This window comes from Tengunoibacter tsumagoiensis (assembly GCF_003967535.1).
Classification (GTDB): domain Bacteria; phylum Chloroflexota; class Ktedonobacteria; order Ktedonobacterales; family Ktedonobacteraceae; genus Tengunoibacter; species Tengunoibacter tsumagoiensis.
The window spans coordinates 1,796,835-1,814,735 of sequence record NZ_BIFR01000001.1 but is presented as its reverse complement, the minus strand read 5'-3'; the positions used below and the strand labels follow the sequence as shown (position 1 = coordinate 1,814,735).

Genomic DNA, 17,901 nt, shown 5'->3' with positions numbered 1-17,901 from the left:
ATCCGCCTTTCTTCTCTATTTAGAACATGAGTCTGGAAGATGAGTCTCTGCTATTCGTAGCGTAACACCTCCAATGGTCGTACGCGAACAGCACCCCAGGCTACGAGCGCTGCCGTCAGCATAGCCAGGGCTGCCGAACCCAGAATCAATCCCAATGAGACAAGACTGCTGACTGTAAACGTGGATTTAAAGACATAAACACTTAGCAGCCAGGTAACGATAGCGACAATGAGCATCGCCAGTAGCGCACCAACGCCTCCGACAAGACCGTTCTCCAGCAGCACCTCACTTAAAATGGTGCGACTGGTATAGCCTACTGATTTGAGAATACCAAGTTCTCGCCGCCTCTCAAGCATGGCTAATGCGACAGCATTGGCAATAATGATAATGCCCGCAATCAGTGAGAGTGAGGCGATTGTGGTCAGGGTCAGCAGGATATCGTTCAACAACTGATCAATGAAGTCGCTGATACTGGCAAGATTGAGCACAAAGGCGTTAGGAACGGTATTGCCAATGATGTCAGTAGCACTATTGAGCTTATCGGGATTAACCTTGAGATAAAAGATGGACTGACTAAAACCTGCTGGCAAGAGCTTATTGACGCTATCGGTTGTGCCCAGAACAGGATAGAGCCCCCCTCCAAAGGTCGTGACATTCTTATAGATGCCAACAACGGTTACTGTATCGGTCGTCACGCGGTCGACACTGGCAAGCGTAATCTTATCTCCAACTTTCAGGTGGAGTGAATCACTCTTCGCCAGTTCCGCTGAGATCAAGACATTGCTGGTCCCCGCATCAGCCAGGGCAAGGTTGCGCCCCTGCACAATCTTGACGGTAGATTTATTAGGAATCTGGTTATTCCCAACATCATAGCCCTCGATCCCGCTCAAGAAGTAAAGAGCAGCCATCCGTTGCACTGAGCTTGATGAGTTATCCCCACCAGTTTTCTTCGGCAACACATCTTTGATTGGCCTCCCATTTACTGAAATGGGCGAAGACGAGACCAGTGAGTGCTGCTGATAGGTGCTCAGACCAGGCAGCCCTGGGAGCTTATTCTGGAGCTTTGTCGTATCGGCATTGGAGGTAATGGCAAAGACGTTATAGTTGAGTGAGTTGGTCAGAAGCTTGTTCACTTGATCGCGCAGATTCTGGCCAAGGACGAGAATCAGGCCGATGGTGAAGATGCCAACGAACAGGGCCAACATGGTCGTTGTGGTACGCGCCCGCTGTCGCCCTAGATTGCGGAACGCCATCTTAATCGTCGCTTTCCAGGTTCGTGGCAAGAAGACGACCACCAGTCCGAGCAGTGAGACCGCCAGAAACAGGACGCCAAAACTGGGCAATAGCCAGTAGATAACTCCTGAAATGACCAGAGCCCCCAGAATCAGTCCCAGATAGCCAGCATTGAGATTCTCCGGGACAGGCAACTTGCTAATGAGCAGAATAATCAGCCCAAAGAAGATACTTAGCAGAGCCAGGAAGAGGAAGGTCCCATAGACTGAGACGAGGCCCAGCACAATATCATTATTCAGAATGACGATAGCTAGCCCACAGAAGAGGATCGAGAGCACGAGCAAGAGCACACCAGTCAGGACAAAACTGCTGGCACCTCGCCCCTCAGGCATCTCACGAATCACATTCAATGGACGGATATTAGCTGCCTGGACAATTGGTAACAGACCAAAGATGAGGGCTGTTACCAATCCAATCACCACACCACCGCCAATCGTTACACCATCCAATAAAAACGGGATGGTAAGCTGAAAGGTCTGCTGAACAAGGTTACGCACCAGATAACTGACCAGAGTTGCAGCCCCGGCTCCAATAATTCCTCCGATCAGACCCAGCATACCCGCCTCCAGCCCAAAAAGCAGATACAGATCAAAGCGACGATATCCTGTCGTCTTGAGCATCGCAATCTCTGTCTTGCGGCGCGATAAGAGGACCTGCATCGTATTGACGATACCAACTCCACCAATCAGCAAAGCCAGAAGACCAGCAATCTCCAGGAACTTACGAATATTATCAATGGTATCCTGCTGCTGTTTGAGGGCATCATTGGCCGTCTGGGTATTGGCAATCGGAAATTGGTTCTGAATTTTCTTAGCGGCCCCATCAATCTGAGCAGCAGGGGCAACGATATCAATCGTGTCATAGACAAGCTCGCTCCTGGCCCCCGTTCCGGTCTGAGGAGAGGATGGCGTAGCATCAGACGGGGCAGTTCCCTGCGTGCCTTGCGCGGAAGGTGCTCCCCCCTGAGTTGCTCCCGCAGGCTGAGCTCCAGGGGTGGGTGAAGAGCTCGGCGCAACTGGCTGTACTGCTGCGTTTTTATAATCATTGATCGAGAGCAGCATAGCGCTTCCGGACTGAGCAAAGACGCCCGAAGCCGTGACAATACCAGCGATCTGGGCCTTGATAACCCTCCGATCGCCAGTCCTTCCCCCCATATGAATCTCAACCGTATCGCCGATCTTCTTTTTATACTGATCGATAAAGGGCTGAGTGACAATAATATGCTTATCTTTAAGAAGATCAGCCACATTTCCATTCGCCGGACTGGTAAAACTGGGCTGATTGACGACTGGATAGTTCTGAGGATCAACGACACGAACGCTAAATGAGGCTCGTAACGAGAGCTGAGCACCAGTTGAAGCCTGAGTAGTAATCAACGCTGTATAGTTATTGATCGAGCCGTCTTTTTTGAGCTGGTCAAAGTAGGCCAGATCGCTCTGCGTAAAGGGCTGATTCTGCGAGGTAACAGCGATATCGCCTCCATTGGCGTCTCGTACATTACTATTAAAAGCATTATTGATCATCAGACCAACAAGCTGCAAGGAGACAATGGCCATCACGCCCACGGCAACGCAGAAAATGGCCAGCACCGTCCGCTGTCCCCCACGCACAAGGGAACGCGAGGTGTAGTTAAAATAGATGGAGGCTTTCATTATTGGGTGATTCTCCCCCCAGTTGTATCGATTGTCGCAACCAGTCCATCAACGATACGAATAGCACGATCGGCATGCGAGGCTACAGCCGGATCATGGGTTGCAATGATAAACGTCTTCCCCGTCTGCTGTCGCAGGTCGGCAATGAGCTTCAGCACATTCTCGCCGTTGCGCGCATCCAGGTTGCCAGTGGGCTCGTCGGCAATCACAATGGCTGGATCAGTTGAGAGCGCACGAGCAATGGCCACACGCTGCTGCTCACCACCTGAGAGCTGACTGGGCCGATGATCCAGACGATGGGAAAGCCCAACCAGTGCCAGAAGCTCTCTGGCTCGGCTAGAAGGTGAGCCAGGATGTTTGCCTACATAGAGAGGAACTTCCACGTTCTCTTGCGCCGTAAGGGTAGGGATCAAGTTAAAAGCCTGGAAGACCATACCTATCTTCTGATTACGGACGGTAGCCAGCCTCCCCTCTGAAAGATGCGCAATATCGACGCCATCAATGATCACTTGACCAGCCGTCGGATTATCCAGACCGGCGATAATCCCTAGCAAGGTACTTTTTCCTGAGCCAGATGGACCAACGATAGAGACAAAATCCCCCTTCACAATCTGAAAGCTGATTCCTTTCAGAATATTGATCTGTTCTCTTCCCAGTGGAAGCGTTTTTGTAATGTTCCGCACATCCATAACAATGTCTTTAAGCCCATTATCCGCCACCTCTACCCCTGTATTCGATACAACAGTCGTCTCATCCATGGAAGCTAAAGCTCCTTCACCTGATACAGCTACACAATCATGCGATATATCGTTATATAAAAATGACGCAACTCCCCTCCTAAACAGGTACTTAAAAACAGATACTTAAAAGGTAGGAGAGATATGATGTGGACGCACCTTTTCTCTGTTGAAAGGCGAGAAAACGGCGAAGTCTTCCGCTCAGCGGTAGTCCACCATATGGACCTGCAAGTGATATGCTTGATAATCTCTCAATCGAAAGCAATCCTTTGCATGGTACATCAGAATAAACCGGCTTGCAAATTGAACTTTCCTCTCTCCCATCTTTGTAATGTGCCTTCACTCACAATAGAGCACCATCGCTTATATCTCATCAAAATACTGCCTCACAGCCCGCTCACAATAGTATCTTCAAAATTACGCGTAACGCTCCATATATCTACTATCTATCCACTATGCGAATGATCACAGAGTGGTTTGTAGATAGCTGTCATGAAAAAAGCATGGCGAGCAACATGAAAGGGCCAACCAGTGATCCATTATTACCAGGCCTCATACAGGAAAAACGGGCCCTTAAGTAAAAGGCATGAGATACAAAATATATTTTAAAAGCACAGAGGGAAATAGTACTGCCTACAAAAGGTTTGCCCGCTACCAGTAATGTATGTTATCCTTACGCTAAGCACAGTTATTCCTTTCTCTTTCTGTACACCGGTGTGCAAACAGTAAAGGAACATCGCAAACATTCTATCTATTGGACCCTCACAGTCCTCTTACCAGCAACATAGATGGGAATGCATTTAGAGAGGCGGCACACAGGACTCATCCTCAAAGAGAAAGGTCGGACGGGGTTGCAACTTTGTTGTTTCCCAACAAGGCCAATACGCAGCCAAGTATAACGACAGAGGCCCACCTGGCTGTATACTGATAAAGTAAGCATAGAGTAGAGAGGCCTGTTTACGCCGCGCGTAAAAAAATGCCTGGATCACTTTACCTGTCCTGTATGCTAATGCCTTCTTCTACAAGGAGGAGAAGACAGGATAGGCAACAGCAACCAACTATGCTATACTGCACAGAAAATAGTGTGGCGCATTCTGCGTTCTAGTCAGGGAATGCACTTTGTTGCGCCCTGAGGAAGATCATGGGAGCGTCTCGGTGCGCTTCCCAGAATACGACAGCCGAGTGAGAGGAAATTTATCTATGCGGCGAGGAACACTCACACTCCTCATCATCATTATTTTGTTAGCCGCGGGCGCAGCATTCGTCAACTTCTGGCCTAATGACAAGCCCCTCTATGGAGTAAAAAATCCGTTTACGCTAACATTAGGACTGGATCTGCAAGGTGGAACGCGTGTCACGCTCCAGCCTAAGCCCGGCACTTCTCCCACATTAGATGAGATGAATAATGCTCGCAATGTTATTGAGAACCGAATCAATGGTGGCCTGGGCGTCAAAGAGCCCAGCATCCGTGTGCAGAACGGAGCCACTCCCAGTATTGTAGTTGAGCTGCCACAATTTAGTGGTAACCAGCAGGACTTGATCTCAAATCTGCTGAAATCGGGGCATCTTGAGTTCTGGGATACAGGCCCTCAGGGATATGTTGCCAACAAAACACCCTTTGACCCCACCCAGTATACTCAGTACAATCCCGGCAACAAGCCACTCTTCGAAGGCAAAGACCTCGATCCCAATCAGCTTGCGATTGGACAGGATCAGACCGGAAAGGTTGCCATTGAATTTGGGATGCAGGGCAGCGCCTTTGGACGGCTCAGTAGTTTTACCGCAGCCAACATTGGCCATAATATGACAATCACTCTGGATCGTAGTGTTGTCTCTTCAGCCGTCATCCAGGGTCAGCTCCCCGGCCATGGTGAGATTAGCGGCACGTATACAACACAAGAAGCCAATGAGCTCCTGAATGTTCTCAAGTATGGTGCTCTGCCGGTTGATCTACAACAGGTGAGCGAAGAGAATATCGGTGGCACACTGGGCACCCAGGCTATCGATGAAAGTAAGGTCGCTGGCTTACTGGGCATTGGCGTAGTTATGCTCTTTATGCTACTCTACTATCGCTTGCCGGGCCTGCTGGCCGACCTCGCTCTGATCATGTATTCTCTGGTCACTTTCGCTATCTTTAAGATGATTGGCGTGACTATGACCCTCGCGGGTATCGCCGGTTTCATTCTCTCAATTGGTATGGCTGTTGACGCAAACGTGCTGATCTTTGAGCGTGTCAAAGAGGAGCTGCGCGATGGGCGTATCCTCTCATCAGCAATCGACATTGGTTGGAAGCGCGCCTGGTCGTCCATTCGCGACTCAAACTTCTCAACGATGATCACCTGTGCGATTCTTTACACCTTCGGTCAGAACTTTAACGCAACGCTCATTACCGGTTTTGCGACAACCCTGTTCCTTGGTGTTGTTATCAGTATGTTCACCGCCATTATTGTGACCCGTACTCTGTTGAACCTGCTGATCCCCACTGGCGTTATCAATCACCCCGCTCTCTTCGGGCTGCCAGCAAATTCAATCCCTGCTGCAACCCTGGCGCGGCGGAACAGTTCGGTATAGGAGGCTGCCGTGTTCAACCTGGTTAAACATCGTTACTGGTTTCTCGCAGTCTCGCTGATTGTGATTATCCCTGGCCTGATCTCACTGATCGTCTTTGGCCTCAATGTCGGTACCGACTTCCGTGGAGGAAGTAGCATCAATCTGCGACCACAGACCACTCTGACCGATAAGCAGATCCACGATATGATTGTAGCTCCACTGGGACTGAAAGATGCGCAGGTCGTTCGAGGCACTGATGCCAAGATCGCTGCTGGCACAACGGCCTGGATCAAGCTCAATACTCAGATTGATAACAACGTCAATACAGCTCTGCAAAATGCGCTGGATAAGAAGTACAGCGATACGAAATTGACGTACGATGTCAGAAATCTGACTGACTCTGGTGAAAAACCTTATACGCTGATCACTATCAGTGGCTTTAAGTCGCCTCCCAATGAGTCCGATATTAAAGATGCGCTGAAGAATCTGCCCAAAACAACGGGGGCAACCGTTACCGCCAGCGCTACTCCAACGGCTGCTGCAACTCCTGGTACTACTCCTACTGCTCAGGCCACACCTGCTGCAACAGGTACTCCGACTGCAACAGGCACGCCCGCTGCGACTCCAACAGCTACACCTGCTCCTACGCAGGGCACGATCGATGTCAATGTTGATGAGGTGAAGATTGGGACAACAGCTCAGTCTATTAATATCATTACGCTGACAAGCATCAAGGCCACGAAGTCTGACGACAAGAGTGCAATCACGACAGATACGTTGCAGGAGACGATTCTGCAACATGGTGGTCCATATGTACAGATCCTTGATAGCACCGAGATTGGTGGCACCATCGCTCAGCAGACTGAGGTCTATGCGGTCCTGGCCGTTCTGGCGTCTTCAGTCCTGATTCTGCTCTACGTCTGGTTTGCTTTCCGTAAGATTCCCAAAGCCTGGCGCTATGGAGCCTGCGCCATCATCGCTCTGCTGCACGACGTTCTCGTCGTCCTGGGTGTCTTCTCGATCCTTGGACACTTCTTCGCCATTCAGATCGATGCTCTGTTCATTACGGCTCTGCTGACCGTGGTCGGTTTCTCAGTGCACGATACCATTGTGGTGTTCGACCGCATCCGTGAGAATATGCGCCGCCGCTCAACGGAGTCCTTTGATGAGGTTGTGAACGCCAGCCTGATTCAGACGATGGCTCGTTCTCTGAATACTTCGCTGACAGTGCTCTTTACTCTGCTGGCCCTGACGCTCTTTACGTCGACCAGTCCCACCGTCCATACCTTTACGCTCACGTTGCTGATCGGTATCTTCAGTGGAACCTACTCGTCGATCTTCAATGCCAGTATGCTCCTGGTCATCTGGGAGAATGGCGAACTGCGATTCAATCGCAAACGCAATGCTGTCGCAACCGCCGACGGTCGCCGCGAGAAGCGCGAATTAGCCAGCACACGTAGCTAAAGGACTTTTTGAGAGCGAAACTCTCAGATCAATGTAAGGACCGATTGACAGACTGTCTCCCATGAGGCGACAATACCAGTCAATCGGTCCTTTGTTTGTGCAAATATATGCGTTACAAATATTCACAGGACAGGAGGGGCTCTATGATAACGGGCTTTGACCATGTGATTATCGGCGTGAATGATCTTGAGCAAGCAACTGAGGTGTTTCAGAAACGGCTCGGGCTCGCAGTGAGTGGAGGTGGAACCCATCCCTTTGGCGGGACTGCCAATCGGATCATCGTCATTGGAGAGACGTATCTTGAGCTGATTACCGTACAGAAGCCTGCTGAGGCCCAACAAAGCATGCTGGATCTCCTGGCACAAGGGGATGGCTATTTCAATTGCGTGTTTGCTTCAGATGCCATTGAGGCTGATAGCGAGGCCATTCGCACTCGTGGCTATCAGATCATCGGGCCCAATCCCGGCGAGCTTCGCAGTGGATCCGGGCGTACACGTGGCTGGATTCGCACCGATGTCGAGCGGCCCGATCTGGCGCAGCGCTACCCTTTTCTCATTCAACACGATAGCAGCGGCGAAGAGCGACGTTCGCGATTAGCTGGCTGGCAGGCCCCACCCTCTCACCCATTGGGAGCCCGGAGCGTCTTCAGCACCACCCTTGCAGTACAGCATTTAGCCGATGCATCTCACCGCTTTCAGCAGATCTATGCCTTTCCTGCACCCGCACACACATCTTCTGAACCTATCTGGCCAGATGTGACGCTCCACTCTTTTCCTTTGGGAACAGGTGAGCAATTTTTTGAGCTGGCTTCCCCCCATTCCGCACTATCGCAAGGCAGAGAAGATGTCGCCGAGGAGCAGATAATCCAACAGAGGATAGAGCACCAGGTGCAGCGTTGTGTCGAAGAACGAGGAGAGTATCTCTGTCGAATGACGCTCACAGTAGAAGATCTGACGCAGGCGCGCCATTATCTCGAGCGTCAGAATGTTCACTATCTTTATGAAACGTCCAGTAGACCTGCGATCTGGATCGATCCGCAGGACTCATGCGGGGCTCTTATTGTACTCATCCAGCATTGATAGAGCGTCCTGTACGCTCTACCATAGTGGCAAATTGATCAGGATTGGCTCATGAGACGCAGTTTGCAATGAAACATCTTCTCGAACAGATCAGCCTTTTCATAAGCATGCTGCATCTCAACCTCTAGATCTGCCAGAGGACGGACCCAGAGCTGAATGGTCCAGATATCTTTATCACAGGCTGGAAGGAAGGATGCCAGGCGTAAGACGCGGCCATCGTGATTATAGTCCAGAGCATCGGCTACACGCAAAAGAGCTGCCAGAGTTGAGACACGCTTCCGAGCTGCACCAGAGAGTACAGCATACTCTTCATGCTCTTTACTTGGCAGAGCACGCCGATGATAACGCGCAATACACGCGATCTCATAACGCTCGCTCTCACTAAAATCGGGCAACGGAGCCTCTTTGATCAGACGAAAGGAATGCTTATGATGACGTCTTGCCTCTACTAGCATCCCTGTATTATGCAGAAAGGCGGCTCTCTCGAGCATCTGGCGCTCTCGCTGTTTCCCTTTGTGCAATGGCTGCGTAGCATCAAAGAGCTGGCTTGCCAGTTGCATCACATGCCGGGCGTGCGGCCAATCTTCTACAAGCAGTCCACCACTCAGGCGCATCTCTTCATCTGTTGGCTGATCATAGTGTTGCCAGGAGATCTCTCCTAGTGATTCTTGCATCATCATGTGCGGTTTCCTTCTCAAAATAAACACAGTTCTTCTTTCGACTCAAACATTCGCTTCAAAAAGTGCTTCTGTGTTACGTCGCAGTCTGGCTACCATGGCTCTCTCAGCTTCTTTTCAGACGAACGCACAAAAGTGCACGTCACATTCGTGAGCTTTCGAAAAGAGAGCATAACTGCAACGGATCTACGACTTACTACTCCATTCTTTCAGAGTGCTCTTACTTCTCCTTATTTATCCTTATCCACTCTCAATCTCTCTACCACCCGCTCTTTCCAAAAAATTGATAAAAATGAATATAGTATCTATAGAGCTCTTTTTTATAAGCGTCCCAGGTCACCCATTCAATTGGAGAACTTGATGGTAAAAATCATGCCCTTTCAGCTGATACCAATGCTCTCTAAAGGTAAGGTAGAATGCTTTCCGCTTCTGCTGCAATTTCTGTAAAAGGATCTCCAGACCCTGCCGCTCCACAGCTGTTGGGGCCGCATGGGGAGCTAATAACTGTGAGACCAGGGCTGGACTAATGCTAAACATGCTTTTTCCCGGCTTGCGCGTTGAAGAGAGAAGGGCTTCTTCATAGCCTGTGCCTCCATCCAGACTCCCCAGCCGTAGACGTAACAGCGCAATCAAGACATCTGTATCGTGCAGATTGCCCAGTTCCTCTTGTATCTGCTCAACTTCTGTCAGGAGAAGAGCGGCATCTTCTGGCAATGCTTCTGCAAAGATCTCCAGCGTATAGCGCAAACGCTTGGCTGCAATGCGCAGATTATGCAGATTGGCGACCTCATAGGGCTCGTCGACATACTGCTCCCACTGGTAAAACTCTTTCAGGCGCACATGCAGAATCTTTTCTGCATTCTCAGCCACTGAAGCAGAAAGAACAAGATCTGCGACTGGTTTCGCTTTAGCCATGTTGATCCTCCTTCAGAAAAAGCTTCTCTTCAATCTGTCTTCGTAGCTCATGGTGATCCAGTGCCGATAAAAAGCAGGACAGCTTCTTCTGATACCGCTGGCGCTCAGCCTTTAAGTGCTCGATGAACCAGTCCAGACCAGCCTGTTCGACAGGATCGGCCTCTGCCAGACGGCTCTGCATGTTCAGAATCATCACATCTGTATCACGGGCCAGACCCAGATTACCGGCCAGAATTTTCACCTGTCGATAGACTTTTTTGAATTCTTTTGGCTTACAAATAGCTTCGTAAGCATCCAGTGCTGCTCGCAGACGGCGTGAAGCCACGCGCATCTTATGAACTGCCTCAATCTCTTCAGACTCTATCACTGCATCACGCCATTCGAGCATCTTCTCTGTACGGTCCAGAATGACTCTCCGCCCGGCTTCTGCAAAGGTTTCTCCTTCTCGCCCACCTTCTTCAGTCTGCTTCTCTAGCTGTTGAGAAACCTGTTCTGCTCGCTGCTGAACCTGTGCCAGCCACTGCTCTCCATAACGCGCGTACGCGAGAAGCACACCCTCGCGAATTCCATAGGAGCTCACTTCAATCTGCTCAAGTTGGAAGCGCTCCAGGACTGCAACCATGATCAGCACACCTGCTAAAAGAATACGGGCTCGCTTCGGCTCAATCTGATAACGCTTTGCAATCTCCTCAGCTGGCAATGCACAGAGCAATCCCTCACAGCGTACAAGATCTTCATGCGTTAACGCGAGCTGATCCTCAGGATGTCCAAATGCCCGTTGTGCTAACAAATGAACAACATTGGCACTCCCACCAGTAGCCAGTAGGATGGGGGGAGCATCTTTCTGCTTTATATCCTGAAAGAAATTGGCAAGAAACGTACGAGCAGCCGTCAGATCTTCTGATGTAGGAGGATCGTTCGTTAAATAACGATCATGAATCACCCCTGATCCTACAGGCAATGAGGTATGCCAGATAATCTGCAGCTCTCTGGCAAGAACAAGCTCTGTACTTCCACCACCCAGATCCATCACACCTATGCGCTCTGGCTGCTCCTCGCGCTGCGGTAGCGCATAGGTAGCACCGTAAAAGGTAATTGTGGCCTCAACCTCACCCTCAATGAGCTGCACTTCAATGCCCGTTTCTTGCTGAATAGCTGCCAGGAAAGCCTCGCGATTGCTCGCTTTCCGAATTGCTTCGGTCGCGACAGCAAAGATTCTGGTAGCTCCATACTTTTCACCCAATGCTCGAAACTGCTGCAACGTAGCGATCGTGAGCTCTTGTTTCTCTCCTGAGATCGCTCCTGTAGCATTCACACTCTCACCAATGCGCACTAATCGTTCGTCCACAGCCAGAATCTCTATCTGTTCTGAGCAACAACGGGCTACTACGACTCGTAACGTATTGCTACCGATATCTATTCCTGCAGCAACCTCATTCACAGGTTGAGAGAGAGCAGGTTGCTCCTGCACCTCCCCAGGTGGCACATTGTTTATGTGCATGCCAATAAACCCTTCTACTCCAGCCTATTCTGTGAGCACAATGGTACAAGCAACAAACGATCATTGGAACTTAACATTATTATAACATTTGTGACACATCCTTGCTGCTTGCTCGCTCTCTCCCTTCACAGCGTGCTCGGCGCCACAAAATTATTACCAATCCTCTTCAAACGCTCTTTGTACCTTCAGTACCAACAAGCTCATCCATAAAAAGGAGAGAAGAGAGGCTCAAAAAAGCGTCGGCATCAGGAGAGGAGGGAGTACTTTTTTCCCGGTTACTAGGACTCTTCTCCCGGTTCGTACAGCTCTTAGGAGAGAAGAGAACGAAAAAATCAGGCCACGCTCTCAGCGAGAAAATTTTGTTGAAATAAACTCTTGACATGATACAAAACTTACGTTAAGATAACCCTATCGCACGAACGATCAAACAAGATCAATGAACTGGCCGAAGTGGTGAAATTGGTAGACACGCAACGTTCAGGGCGTTGTGCCTTAACTGGCATGGGGGTTCGAGTCCCCCCTTCGGCACTTCTCTTAACTAGAAAGCACTCAAGTATTTTGCTTGAGTGCTTTCTTTTCTTCAGCTAATGACAAGCCCTTCTTGCAAAGATCGAAAAAAGTGCTTGACAACCCACAATACTTGCTGTATGATAAGCCCATCGAATGACAGACGAGATACAAAAACTCGCACTGGCAACTGGCCGAAGTGGTGAAATTGGTAGACACGCAACGTTCAGGGCGTTGTGCCTTAACTGGCATGGGGGTTCGAGTCCCCCCTTCGGCACCCCATATTATATATGAAGAGAAAGAACCCGCTTCAGAACAAGCTTGAAGCGGGTTCTTTCTTTTTGCTTTCTACTTGCTTTTCCACCCTAGAACACTGATCAAGTAATGGAGTGCAGAAAGCCGTCTGTTGGATGTAGGAGTAGCTGACGAATTAAAAGAGGCGGGATTCACTTGCAATCCAATGTTCCCAGGCACGTTTCCCCTTTCGCGAGAACAATGGGGGCCACAAGAGGAGCGCGAACGTCGCTCCTGGTGTGTGTTACATCAGCAGCAGACAGAGGATCTAGGGACACTGGTCACATCCTTTTTTCATGACCATACCAGGTTTCGTATTCCTCGGCAACCAGTCATACTGGCATCTACATTAACAGACCACACAATCATTGCTCAAATGATCGAAAAATCCGCAATATAACTGATTTTCAAAGATACAAGAAAAGAAGTTGAGAACGACGCTAGAGTAACATACCTTCTATTGTCTCAGAAGACAAAACCCATCATTCCAAAAGGTGAGTGGAGTGACAACTTCTCTGTAGCCACTCCACTCTTTCAATAAAAGCTCACTTTCAAGCCAGGGTCAAACGACACCATCAGGCCTAAGGCTCAAAACAAGCAACTCTTACCTGCAATATAACACTACCCAGACTAGAGATAAGCTAAAATGTTTATCTCTTGATCAGGGTCGCTACCCGTAAATGGCAACCCTGGAGAACTATTGTTGCTGTTGTTGTTATTGTTGTTATTGTTGTTATTGTTGTTGTTCTGGTTGTTCTGATGGTTGTTGTTCTGGTGGTTGTTGTTCTGGTTGTTCTGGTTATGATCATTGCTATTGCTGTGATTGTTGTTGTTATTTTCAACAAAAACGGTATCAATAGCAATATTATTCGTATCAAGATTGCCCGGAGTACTCACTACTGCTACATCTGTAACACTAGGCACAGCATCATTGGTCAAGGTCGCTGTGATTATGATTGGAGGTAAGGCCTCACCAGCATTTACTGGATATGTCCCCACATATGTGGCAGTAATCACTGCCGGGCTTACAGTTGAACTAAAGTGAATATCCCAGTCGGACCCGTAAGCATTCAAATCTTTTTCACCCACAGGAATAACATCTGACACAGTGATAGAATTAAACTGCACTACAGCAGCCGCATCTTGTGAGTTAGCAACACGAAGAACATAGGTAACCTGCTGTCCTATCTGGAAATTTTCACCACCCTGATTTACCTTAGAAATCGTTAGATCAGGGTCTGTCGGTGTGCTATACGGCGTCGCTGTTGGTGTACTATACGGTGTTGCTGTCGGCGTACCATACGGTGTTGGCGTTGGCGTACCATACGGTGTTGCTGTCGGCGTACCATACGGTGTTGGTGTTGGCGTACCATACGGTGTTGCTGTCGGCGTACCATACGGTGTTGGCGTTGGCGTACCATACGGTGTTGGTGACGGCGTTGGCGTACCATACGGCGTTGGTGTTGGGGACGGTGTCGGTGTCGGCGTCGGCGTCGGTGTCGGTGTCGGCGTCGGTGTCGGTGTCGGCGTCGGCGTTGGGGACGGCGTCGGTGTTGGCGTCGGTGTTGGCGTTGGGGACGGCGTCGGTGTTGGCGTCGGTGTTGGCGTTGGTGTTGGCGACGGCGTTGGCGTCGGTGTTGGTGTTGGCGACGGCGTCGGTGTTGGTGTTGGTGTTGGCGTCGGGGACGGCGTCGGCGTTGGCGTTGGTGTTGGCGACGGCGTCGGTGTTGGCGTTGGCGTCGGGGACGGCGTCGGCGTTGGCGTTGGTGTTGGCGACGGCGTTGGTGTTGGCGTTGGCGACGGCGTCGGTGTTGGCGTTGGCGACGGCGTTGGCGACGGCGTCGGTGTTGGCGTTGGCGACGGCGTCGGTGACGGCGTTGGTGTTGGGTATGGCGTTGGTGTTGGGTATGGCGTCGGTGTCGGCGTTGAAGGACATGATGTTTGATCAACAGCCTGATGGATTGTTCCGGGCGTATTGGATTGCAAAAGCACAATCTGATTTACGATCGGCGGAATATTCAGCGGAATATTCAATGTCAGGTTCGCCAGAGCGGTATCCGAAACGCTACTGGGACAATCAAGAATAGTGCCATCCACCAGGAAAGTTGGAAAATTAATTGTTACCGGGCTCTCGGCTGAAGGAATCCGTCCATCCAATAATGAGAGAAGGCTCGTTGTATAGGTGAACGTGGCCGTCCCATTGCCGTTTTGGTCGGGAGTTGTGGAACCCGTCAGCGCCCAGCCAGACGATGACGAGGCAGCATCCAGATGTACATTCGTATATCCTGTGGTCGCATCGATAACATTAAACGTCAGCAGTGACGGCAAGCTCAGTAATGCTGCCGGAAGAATGCCCACAATGGAGCCGCTCAAGGCAATTTGCTGTTGTACTTGCGCATTCACATTAGCTGGCGTGGTTGCGCTCGCTGGCGAAACCGGTGACTTAGTAACTGAAAGTCGAATAAGATTATCCAGCGTCGGTAAAAGCGGAGGCTCCGTGGCAGTGGCTGTTGCCGTTGCCGTGGCTGTCGCTGTTGGCGTGGCTGTCGCTGTTGGCGTGGCTGTCGCCGTTGCCGTGGCTGTCGCCGTTGCCGTGGCTGTTGCTGTTGCCGTTGCCGTTGCCGTGGCCGTGGCCGTGGCTGTTGCTGTGGCCGTTGCCGTTGCCGTGGCTGTCGCTGTTGCTGTCGCTGTCGCTGTGGCCGTCGCTGTTGGCGTTGAGGGACATGATGTTTGATCAACAGTCTGAGTAATAGTTCCGGGCGTATTGGATTGTAAGAGCACAATCTGATTCACGATCGGTGGAATATTCAGCGGAATATTCAATGTCAGGTTCGCCAGAGCAGTATCCGAAGCACTGGCAGAACACCCAAGAATTGTGCTATCTACCAGGAAGGTTGGAAAACTTAGCGTTACTGGGGTGAGAAGGGAAGGGACATGCCCATTTAGCAGTGCGAGAAGGCTCGTTGTATAGGTGAATGTGGCTGTCCCATTCCCATTTTGATCAGGGGTTGTCGAACCCGTCAGCGCCCAGCCCGATGCTGATGAGGCCGCATCCAGATGCACATTTGTATATCCTGTGGTCGCATCGACAACATTGAACGTCAGCAGTGACGGCACGCTCAGTAATGCAACTGGAAGAGTGCCCACAATGGAGCCGCTTAATGCAATTTGCTGTTGTACTTGCGCATTCACATTAGCTGGCGTGGTTGCGCTCGCTGGCGAAACCGGTGATTTTGCAATTGACAGTCGAACGAGATTATCCAACGTTGGTAAAAGCGGAGGTTCCGTGGCTGTTGCCGTGGCCGTGGCTGTTGGACTTGGCAGCTCCGTTGCTGTGGCCGTCACAATCTCCGTTGCCGTTGCTGTTGGCGTCGCTGAACATGATGTTTGATCAACAGTCTGAGTAATAGTTCCGGGCTTATTGGATTGCAAGAGCACAATCTGATTCACGATCGGCGGAATATTCAGAGGAATATTCAATGTCAGGTTCGCCAGAGCAGTATCCGAAGCACTGGCAGGACAACCAAGAATAGTGCTATCCACCAGGAAGGTTGGAAAACTTAGGGTTACTGGAGTGAGAAGTGAAGGAACATGTCCATTTAACAGTGCGAGAAGGCTCGTTGTATAGGTGAATGTGGCTGTCCCATTCCCATTTTGATCAGGGGTTGTCGAACCAGACAATATCCAGCCAGACGATGACGAGGCAGCATCCAGATGCACATTTGTATATCCTGTCGTCGAATCGACAACGTTGAACGTCAGTAATGATGGCACGCTCAGTAATGCCGTCGGAAGTAAACCCACAATAGAGCCGCTCAGGGCAACCCTCTGCTGTACCTGCGCGTTCACATTGGCTGGGGTGGATGCACTCGCCGGTGAAACCGGTGACTTGGCAACCGTAAGGCTAATGAAATTATCAAGAACAGTTGAGAGTACCTGTGAGCTTTTCTTCGTTCCCTTCTCTTTCGTACTCGCTGCTTTTACAGATGGGCTTAAGCCTTTTGTAGAGATAGTCATCTCGGGTGAAGACTGAACCTTTTTCACCATTGATGCTGCATGGGTAAATGGAGGATTCGTTACTCCACGAGCAGCAATAGCCGCCTTACCAGCAAAAAGTGTTAGCGCACTTCCAAAAAGGATCAAACAGATTAAGATCACTCTAAGCACTGGACCAGATCGAGATGCCTTGCTCCGGCTATCTTTAATCTTCCACATCTTCATTCTTTCTCCAAACTTTCTACATACTGGTATTTTAGAGAGCCTGGCACAGGCAAAAAATAGAGTATCATATTTTGCCATTTATGCGGCTACACTCAAAATTATATACATGCCATGAATAAGTAGATATAGAAAATTATTTAAAAATAATCATCTATATTACGCATTAAGAATTAGTAGATACAAGAAAATCACTTGAAAAGATTGGCTGCAGCTCTATTGGACGTGGGACGCAATGCATAGCAGACTACAAATGATAGCCATGGCTTTGAATAAAGCCAGATGCTCAACTTTTTGTCCTGGCATCGCGTGATATAAACAGAAGGAAAGTGTGTTCTGCAAAAAATGTAGGACGGGATGGAGAGGCTCACCTGAATGCTCTCTATTGTGGAAAAAACATACGACGCTTCTACGGCCACTACAACAAAAGACAGGCCAAAGCAGAAAGGTGAAAGAATTTATGACTGCTCTCTACAGAGATATGACAAATACTACGTTAAGCGAGACTGTTGATCGTCTGCTGAACCCACAGAATGAGGCAGGGCTCGATGTGTATCGCAAAGCATCTCTTCTTGGTCTGACCACAGGTCTGCGATCAATGCTGCCTCTGGCATTGCTGGCTCGCTCTGAAGAGAAACTCCCAAATCCCAGATTGAAAACATTGACGATGGTCCTGGCCATCGGTGAAGTGATTGGCGATAAACTCCCCACTACTCCCAGCAGACTCAAAACCGGGCCACTGGTTGGCCGATTGATAATAGGGGCAATCGCTGGCGCTTTTCTCTGCCAGCGGGCACATCAATCACCAGTCATTGGAGCGGTCCGGGGTGCTCTGGGCGCAGCTATTGGCTCGATCGCAGGGAGCGCCTATCGCTCGTTTATGCCATCTTTCACCGAGATTCCAGATATCTTCTGGGCAGCTATTGAAGATGCAGCTGCATACTCACTTGGAACGTGTGCTGTAACAAATAGTGAGAATGCTGCCAACGCACTCTAGCGATGACAGCATTCTCA

Annotated in this window: 11 protein-coding genes and 2 tRNA genes; 7 read left to right on the top strand and 6 right to left on the bottom strand. The window is 50.0% G+C overall.

Going from position 1 to position 17,901, the window contains the following annotated elements:
- Positions 1-50: 50 nt before the first annotated feature.
- Both EL628_RS07015 and EL628_RS07010 read right to left on the bottom strand, forming a co-directional pair.
- A complete protein-coding gene (locus tag EL628_RS07015) occupies positions 51-2,945 on the bottom strand; it encodes an ABC transporter permease (protein ID WP_126579248.1) in 2,895 nt (964 codons plus the stop codon).
- The gene (locus EL628_RS07010; RefSeq protein ID WP_371859666.1) at positions 2,945-3,634 is read right to left on the bottom strand and encodes an ABC transporter ATP-binding protein; all 690 of its coding nucleotides are present in this window, start codon (positions 3,632-3,634) and stop codon (positions 2,945-2,947) included. Before EL628_RS07010 ends, EL628_RS07015 begins: the two co-directional genes overlap by 1 nt.
- Before the next feature lie 1,248 nt (positions 3,635-4,882).
- On the opposite strand from EL628_RS07010, the gene secD reads away from it, so the two are divergent.
- From secD to EL628_RS06995, 3 genes are all read left to right on the top strand, one after another.
- Entirely contained in the window at positions 4,883-6,253 is a 1,371-nt protein-coding gene (gene secD, locus EL628_RS07005) for a protein translocase subunit SecD (RefSeq protein WP_126579246.1), read from the top strand.
- A 9-nt stretch (positions 6,254-6,262) separates the two neighbouring features.
- The gene (gene secF, locus EL628_RS07000; protein ID WP_218028880.1) at positions 6,263-7,696 is read left to right on the top strand and encodes a protein translocase subunit SecF; all 1,434 of its coding nucleotides are present in this window, start codon (positions 6,263-6,265) and stop codon (positions 7,694-7,696) included.
- 143 nt (positions 7,697-7,839) lie between these two features.
- The gene (locus tag EL628_RS06995) at positions 7,840-8,775 is read left to right on the top strand and encodes a VOC family protein (RefSeq protein ID WP_161975321.1); all 936 of its coding nucleotides are present in this window, start codon (positions 7,840-7,842) and stop codon (positions 8,773-8,775) included.
- Positions 8,776-8,813: 38 nt separating this feature from the next.
- Here EL628_RS06995 and EL628_RS06990 read toward each other — a convergent pair whose 3' ends face one another.
- From EL628_RS06990 to EL628_RS06980, 3 genes are all read right to left on the bottom strand, one after another.
- Positions 8,814-9,455: an HD domain-containing protein gene (locus EL628_RS06990; RefSeq protein WP_126579244.1), complete on the bottom strand. Its 642-nt coding sequence runs from the start codon at positions 9,453-9,455 to the stop codon at positions 8,814-8,816.
- A gap of 333 nt (positions 9,456-9,788) precedes the next feature.
- On the bottom strand, positions 9,789-10,367 hold the full coding sequence (locus EL628_RS30745; protein ID WP_126579243.1) for a CHAD domain-containing protein: 579 nt from the start codon (positions 10,365-10,367) through the stop codon (positions 9,789-9,791).
- A complete protein-coding gene (locus tag EL628_RS06980; RefSeq protein WP_126579242.1) occupies positions 10,360-11,868 on the bottom strand; it encodes a Ppx/GppA phosphatase family protein in 1,509 nt (502 codons plus the stop codon). The genes EL628_RS30745 and EL628_RS06980 overlap by 8 nt, the downstream gene beginning before the upstream one ends.
- 444 nt (positions 11,869-12,312) lie before the next feature.
- On the opposite strand from EL628_RS06980, the gene EL628_RS06975 reads away from it, so the two are divergent.
- The 3 genes from EL628_RS06975 (at position 12,313) to EL628_RS29640 (ending at position 13,069) form a co-directional block, all read left to right on the top strand.
- A tRNA-Leu gene (locus EL628_RS06975) sits at positions 12,313-12,396 on the top strand.
- A 172-nt stretch (positions 12,397-12,568) separates the two neighbouring features.
- Positions 12,569-12,652 (top strand) — tRNA-Leu (locus EL628_RS06970).
- 129 nt (positions 12,653-12,781) lie between these two features.
- Positions 12,782-13,069 (top strand): DUF6022 family protein, encoded by a 288-nt coding sequence (locus tag EL628_RS29640; protein WP_136626704.1) that lies wholly within the window; start codon positions 12,782-12,784, stop codon positions 13,067-13,069.
- Positions 13,070-13,299: 230 nt separating this feature from the next.
- Here EL628_RS29640 and EL628_RS30275 read toward each other — a convergent pair whose 3' ends face one another.
- Positions 13,300-16,884, bottom strand: a complete 3,585-nt coding sequence (locus tag EL628_RS30275) for a hypothetical protein (RefSeq protein ID WP_176589862.1) — start codon at positions 16,882-16,884, stop codon at positions 13,300-13,302.
- 463 nt (positions 16,885-17,347) lie between these two features.
- Between EL628_RS30275 and EL628_RS06955 the strand changes: the two genes are divergently transcribed.
- Positions 17,348-17,884 carry a hypothetical protein gene (locus EL628_RS06955; protein WP_126579241.1) on the top strand — a complete coding sequence of 179 codons (537 nt, stop codon included), beginning with the start codon at positions 17,348-17,350 and terminating at the stop codon, positions 17,882-17,884.
- Positions 17,885-17,901: the final 17 nt, after the last annotated feature.

Excerpts from the sequence above, each read along its gene's own strand:
- EL628_RS07015 (WP_126579248.1), bottom strand. The coding sequence starts at position 2,945 with ATGAAAGCCTCCATCTATTTTAACTACACCTCGCGTTCCCTTGTGCGT.
- EL628_RS07010 (WP_371859666.1), bottom strand. The coding sequence starts at position 3,634 with ATGGATGTGCGGAACATTACAAAAACGCTTCCACTGGGAAGAGAACAG.
- secD (WP_126579246.1), top strand. The coding sequence starts at position 4,883 with ATGCGGCGAGGAACACTCACACTCCTCATCATCATTATTTTGTTAGCC.
- EL628_RS06995 (WP_161975321.1), top strand. The coding sequence starts at position 7,840 with ATGATAACGGGCTTTGACCATGTGATTATCGGCGTGAATGATCTTGAG.
- EL628_RS06990 (WP_126579244.1), bottom strand. The coding sequence starts at position 9,455 with ATGATGATGCAAGAATCACTAGGAGAGATCTCCTGGCAACACTATGAT.
- EL628_RS30745 (WP_126579243.1), bottom strand. The coding sequence starts at position 10,367 with ATGGCTAAAGCGAAACCAGTCGCAGATCTTGTTCTTTCTGCTTCAGTG.
- EL628_RS06980 (WP_126579242.1), bottom strand. The coding sequence starts at position 11,868 with ATGCACATAAACAATGTGCCACCTGGGGAGGTGCAGGAGCAACCTGCT.
- EL628_RS30275 (WP_176589862.1), bottom strand. The coding sequence starts at position 16,884 with ATGTGGAAGATTAAAGATAGCCGGAGCAAGGCATCTCGATCTGGTCCA.
- EL628_RS06955 (WP_126579241.1), top strand. The coding sequence starts at position 17,348 with ATGACTGCTCTCTACAGAGATATGACAAATACTACGTTAAGCGAGACT.